Origin of the sequence: Burkholderia sp. E168m23, assembly GCF_016586125.1 — a bacterium.
GTDB classification, from domain to species: Bacteria; Pseudomonadota; Gammaproteobacteria; order Burkholderiales; family Burkholderiaceae; genus Burkholderia; species Burkholderia orbicola.
This window is the reverse complement of sequence record NZ_BCPP01000594.1, coordinates 1-4,500: the sequence shown is the minus strand read 5'-3', so window position 1 is coordinate 4,500 and position 4,500 is coordinate 1. Positions and strand designations below refer to the sequence as shown.

8 protein-coding genes are annotated in these 4,500 nt (G+C 67.9%); 2 read left to right on the top strand and 6 right to left on the bottom strand.

Annotated features, from left to right (window positions below; genetic code table 11):
• Window positions 1–133: 133 nt before the first annotated feature.
• Together JMF90_RS25505 and JMF90_RS25500 are read right to left on the bottom strand one after the other, a co-directional pair.
• Entirely contained in the window at window positions 134–1,141 is a 1,008-nt protein-coding gene (locus tag JMF90_RS25505; protein ID WP_011545456.1) for an SDR family oxidoreductase, read from the bottom strand.
• Window positions 1,142–1,213: 72 nt separating this feature from the next.
• On the bottom strand, window positions 1,214–1,495 hold the full coding sequence (locus tag JMF90_RS25500; protein ID WP_011545457.1) for a hypothetical protein: 282 nt from the start codon (window positions 1,493–1,495) through the stop codon (window positions 1,214–1,216).
• A 285-nt stretch (window positions 1,496–1,780) separates the two neighbouring features.
• Here JMF90_RS25500 and JMF90_RS25495 point away from each other — a divergent pair, with 285 nt between their 5' ends.
• The gene (locus JMF90_RS25495; protein WP_023476607.1) at window positions 1,781–1,927 is read left to right on the top strand and encodes a hypothetical protein; all 147 of its coding nucleotides are present in this window, start codon (window positions 1,781–1,783) and stop codon (window positions 1,925–1,927) included.
• An 82-nt stretch (window positions 1,928–2,009) separates the two neighbouring features.
• On the opposite strand, the gene JMF90_RS25490 is transcribed toward JMF90_RS25495, so the two are convergent.
• The 4 genes from JMF90_RS25490 to JMF90_RS25475 all read right to left on the bottom strand — a co-directional run bounded on the left by JMF90_RS25490 (window position 2,010) and on the right by JMF90_RS25475 (window position 3,717).
• Window positions 2,010–2,174 (bottom strand): alpha helical protein, encoded by a 165-nt coding sequence (locus JMF90_RS25490; protein WP_041489200.1) that lies wholly within the window; start codon window positions 2,172–2,174, stop codon window positions 2,010–2,012.
• A gap of 36 nt (window positions 2,175–2,210) precedes the next feature.
• Window positions 2,211–2,504, bottom strand: coding sequence for a DUF2934 domain-containing protein (locus tag JMF90_RS25485; protein ID WP_011545458.1), 294 nt, complete (start codon window positions 2,502–2,504; stop codon window positions 2,211–2,213).
• A gap of 5 nt (window positions 2,505–2,509) precedes the next feature.
• The gene (locus JMF90_RS25480) at window positions 2,510–2,935 is read right to left on the bottom strand and encodes a CBS domain-containing protein (protein ID WP_011545459.1); all 426 of its coding nucleotides are present in this window, start codon (window positions 2,933–2,935) and stop codon (window positions 2,510–2,512) included.
• A gap of 71 nt (window positions 2,936–3,006) precedes the next feature.
• On the bottom strand, window positions 3,007–3,717 hold the full coding sequence (locus tag JMF90_RS25475) for an MgtC/SapB family protein (protein ID WP_201317276.1): 711 nt from the start codon (window positions 3,715–3,717) through the stop codon (window positions 3,007–3,009).
• A gap of 509 nt (window positions 3,718–4,226) precedes the next feature.
• On the opposite strand from JMF90_RS25475, the gene JMF90_RS25470 reads away from it, so the two are divergent.
• Window positions 4,227–4,500 (top strand): helix-turn-helix transcriptional regulator (locus tag JMF90_RS25470; protein ID WP_201325575.1); only part of this gene is annotated, 274 nt, incomplete at its 3' end.

Here is a 4,500-nt window from a genome sequence, read left to right as displayed (position 1 = left end):
GTTTATCTGCTGCGGTGATAAAGATCGCTGCTCGCGCATACGGCGCCGATTTGGGGGCGGAATCGCCCAAGCGGTGTCGATGAACGGTGGCGCCGGCCGCATACAGCCGCGTCGGCCTGCACCGCGCAGCCGACTAAGGCTGCCCCGCCCCACCCGACGCGCCATAGATCTGCCCGGTCACGTAGCTCGAACGCGACGAAAGCAGCTCGACGTAGATCGACGCGATCTCGGCCGGTTGCCCCGGCCGCCCCATCGGCACCTGTTCGCCGAACGTCTCCACGTTGTGCGTCGTCTGCCCGCCGCTGACCTGCAACGGCGTCCAGAACGGCCCCGGCGCGACGCCGTTGACGCGGATGCCGCGCTTGATCATCTGCTTCGCGAGCCCCTTCGTGAAATTCGCGATCGCCGCTTTCGTCATCGCGTAGTCCAGCAGGTTCGCCGACGGGTCGTACGCATTGACCGACGTCGTGTTGACGATCGCCGAACCGGGCGGCATGTGTGGAATGGCGGCCCGCGTGATCCAGAACATCGCGTAAAGGTTGGTGCGCAGCGTCCAGTCGAACTGCTCGGTGCTGATGTCGAGGATCGATTCGTGGCTCTGCTGGCGGCCCGCGTTGTTCACCAGAATGTCGAGCCCGCCGAGCGCGGCGACCGCCCGTTCGACGAGGCCGTTGCACGCGCCTTCACTGCGAATGTCGACCGGCAGCGGCACCGCCTTGCGTCCCGCGCCGCGGATCTGGTCCACGACTTCGCGCGCATCGGGCTCCTCGTCGGGCAGATAGACGATCGCGACGTCCGCGCCTTCTCGTGCACAGGCAATCGCCACCGCGCGGCCGATGCCCGAGTCGCCGCCGGTGATCAGCGCCTTGCGGCCGTCGAGCCGGCCGCTGCCGCGATAACTGCGCTCGCCGTGATCGGGGCGCGGCGTCATGCGGCCCGCGAGGCCCGGCCAGGGCTGCTGCTGTTGCGGAAACGGCGCATGCGGATAAAGCGTGCGCGGATCGCGCGGCGCCGTATCGCCGGCGTCGGGCGCGCCGCCGCCCGTCTGCGCGAGCGTCGGCAGGGCGACGCTGGCGACCAGTCCGGCCGTCGTGCCTTGCACCCATTTGCGGCGCGATTCGGAAACTTCGTCGGATGACATGATGGACTCCGGTGCGTGGATGGCGGAACGGAACGACGCGTGACGATTCGGCCGGCGCCCCGCTCCGGTGCGCTACAGCGGCCGCGGCCGGTTGCCCGAATCGTCGGGCGCATCGTGCTCGTCCGGCCACGGCTTGCCGGCCGGATCGTGGACCTCGGTCTGGCGCGAGTCGTCCGGCACCACCTTGCGCGCCTGATCGTCGGGAATCGAATCGAGCTCGCCGCCGCCGGGCGCATGGCCAGGGCGCGCAGTCGATTCGCCGCCACGGGTCGGGTTACGCCGCTCCGGCGTGTCGGCCGTCTCGCGCGCCGCGTCGGGCGACGCGGGGTCCTGTCGTTGACTGTCCTGGGTCATGAATTTCTCCCTGTCCGGATGCTGATCGCGTTGCGCCGCACCGCGCCTCAATGGGCAGTGCCGCGGCCCGCAACGCTTCCAGCAAACGACATGCCGTCATCGGGCTGCCCCGCCTCACCGCGAGCGAATGAATCTGCTAAAGAAATTACAAGCGGCGCGTCATACGGCGCAGCCTGCGCAACGCGAGTGGCAGCGCCGATACGAAACGCAATCCGGCACGCGCAATGCTCGAAAGCGACATGCCGGCTGCGCGCCGGTGCCCTGTCGACACCGAGGAGGACGATCATGAGCGCGACGCACACGACAAACGCGACACCAAACGACGACGAGATGACCGACACGCCGGATATTCCGCCGCCCGAGCCCGACGACGGGCGCCACGACGACCTGCCCGACTTGCCGGACCCGACCGAAGTGGGCGAGGACGGTTAGCCGATCGCGTCGCCGCAGTGCGCGCTGCGGCCCGATCGCGCACGTCGCGCCCCGTACGATGCGACGTGCGCCGGCCGCGCCCCTACTGCTTGTTGCCCGGCTCGCGCGTACGCTCGCCGTACGTGCCGTTACCGCAATGCGGACACTTCGGGATCGGGTGTCCCGCCTGCACGTGCGTCGACCGATGGCATTTCTCGCATCGAAAGTCACCGGTCTTTTCCGCCTTTTCTCCCGCGTACGCCGTCATCTTCGTCCTCCTTGCCGGCTCGCCGCGCACCGCGTTTCACCGCGTGCGCCGCCTTTCGTGCGCGACCTCGTCGGTCGGTATGGCATCGGTGTCCTGCAGCGGCTCGCCCGGAATGCGGCGCTTCGCGGACTGATCGGCCGGCACTTCTTCTGTCTGCCCGGCGCGCTCGTCCACTGCGATGCTGCCCTCGGCATCGAGCTGCTGCTCGGCCCGTTGCCAGTATTCGTCGGCCCTGCCGTCCGGCGCGCCGTCCGCCTGCCACAGCCGGTATGCACGCTCGCGGATCTGCGTTTCCCTGTCTTCGTTCATGTCGTTCTCCGTGTCTGCCATGGCGATCACCGGTCCGGGCGCGACGGCGCCGACACGGCGCCGAGCGTCGACGACATCGCGCCGTCCGCGGCGGTCGCCAGATCACCCAGCGCGACGATGCCGACCAGCCGCTTCTGCCGGTCGACCACCGGCACGCGGCGGATCTGCGCGTTCTCCATCTTCTTTTGTACCGCCGAAATGTCGTCGTCCTCGTAACACCAGTTCGCGGGCCCGCTGACGACGCCCTCCACCGCCTCGTCCGGCGGCACGCCCATCGACACCGCGCGCACGACGATGTCCCGGTCCGTCAGCATGCCGATCAGGCGCGTGCCGTCGCATACGGGCAGCGCACCGACGTTCAGGTCGCTCATCAACCGGGCCGCCTCGCGCAGGCTCTGCGTCGGGCCGATGGTCGCGGCGTCGCGTGTCATCACTTCCGATACACATGTCATGTTTCGCTCCTTGATCAACCGCCCACGGCGGCTTGCTGCACGAGCATCGCGCGTTCCGGCTGTCGGGCCGGTCAGTTCTCGGTCGAGCAACGGACCGACGTCAGGCCGGCCGATTCGACGATCCGCATCAGTTGCTTCAGCATCACGTCGGCGCCGGCCGCTTCGCGCCACTGCACGAACAGTTCTTCCTCGCGCACCGCCCGGGCGGCCGTTTCGCAAAAGCTTTTCGTCCGGCAGGTGAAACCCGCATCGCGCAGCTTCGCGGCCAGTTGTTCGCGCGCAGCCGAGCCCAGCGGATATTCGACCGTGACCAGCGCGGTCCTGACACCCGCCAAGCGCCGCTCGACGAACCGCAGCGGCCAGACGACCAGCAGCGCGAGCGCCAGCCCGAGCGCGCCGAGCGACAACTGGCCGCCGCCGATGCACAGCCCGATGACCGTCACGCACCATAGCGTCGCGGCCGTGGTGACGCCCGACACGAGACCGTCGCGATGCAGGATCGCGCCGCCGCCGATGAAGCCCATCCCGGTCAGGATGCCGAGCGGCAGCCGCATCAGGTCGAGCACCGAGAACGCGCCCTCCGGTTTGCCCGCCTGCAGCAGCAGCGCGTTGACCTGCAGCATCGACAGGCATGCGGCGAGACAGACGAGGATCGTCGTGCGCAGGCCGGCCGTCTTGCCGGATTCGCTGCGGTCGACGCCGATCAGCCCGCCCGCGACGAGCGCCAGCACGATTCTGGCGAGAACGTCGTGCCATTGCAGTACGACCGGCATCGGTTCCATACGCGCCTCCCGTGCAAATCGTCATGTGTCATGTGTCGAGGCGCGAACGCCGCCGACGACGCTTGCGGTCGCAAGGATCGGGCCTGTTTTCCGGGTGCGACGGCGCGTGTAGCGTGTCGGAGGAAATTGTAGAAAGGGGCGTTCTGCGGACAGCGTGCCCGCGGTGGCGAAAGGTTCGGGCCGAATCTGTTCGCGGAACGATCGAGAATCGTCTCTCGGCGCGCGGAACGGCCGCGGACTGACTGCCGAGGCGGACATCCAGCGGGCGCCGTCGTCGGCGTAGCCGGTGGGCGCGTGCAAAGGTGCCACGGTCTCCACCCTCTCCGCATCCGATCGGATACGAACATCGTCACGGCACTCCTTTCTCGGCGACCCGTTCCCGATCGGGAACGAAATAAAGATGCAGCTTGCGAGATCCGCCGTTCGTTCCCATACGAATACGAAATGCTGCCGAATCCGATGAGGTATGCAATACTGTTCCCGATCAGATACGAAGCACGGAGAACGTTATGTCGGAGTCCCAATCCGTCGACACGATCGGCGCGCTCGCCCACTTCATTCGCGCGGCGCGGATCCAGCAGGGATTCACGCGGGACGAGCTCGCGAACGCGACCGGGCTGTCGCCGAAATTCATCAGCCAGGTGGAAGCCGGCAAGCCGACCGCGCAAATCGGCAAGGTCATGCTGCTGCTGGGCGAACTGGGCGTGCGGCTGTATGCCGAGTCGTCGATCGAGATCTCCGAAGCCACCGCGCTGAAGGCCGCGCAACGCCGCAGGAGCAGCC

What these genes read in the sequence shown, in the direction of transcription:
- JMF90_RS25505 (WP_011545456.1), bottom strand. Translation starts at nt 1,141, where the DNA reads ATGTCATCCGACGAAGTTTCCGAATCGCGCCGCAAATGGGTGCAAGGC.
- JMF90_RS25500 (WP_011545457.1), bottom strand. Translation starts at nt 1,495, where the DNA reads ATGACCCAGGACAGTCAACGACAGGACCCCGCGTCGCCCGACGCGGCG.
- JMF90_RS25495 (WP_023476607.1), top strand. Translation starts at nt 1,781, where the DNA reads ATGAGCGCGACGCACACGACAAACGCGACACCAAACGACGACGAGATG.
- JMF90_RS25490 (WP_041489200.1), bottom strand. Translation starts at nt 2,174, where the DNA reads ATGACGGCGTACGCGGGAGAAAAGGCGGAAAAGACCGGTGACTTTCGA.
- JMF90_RS25485 (WP_011545458.1), bottom strand. Translation starts at nt 2,504, where the DNA reads ATGGCAGACACGGAGAACGACATGAACGAAGACAGGGAAACGCAGATC.
- JMF90_RS25480 (WP_011545459.1), bottom strand. Translation starts at nt 2,935, where the DNA reads ATGACATGTGTATCGGAAGTGATGACACGCGACGCCGCGACCATCGGC.
- JMF90_RS25475 (WP_201317276.1), bottom strand. Translation starts at nt 3,717, where the DNA reads ATGGAACCGATGCCGGTCGTACTGCAATGGCACGACGTTCTCGCCAGA.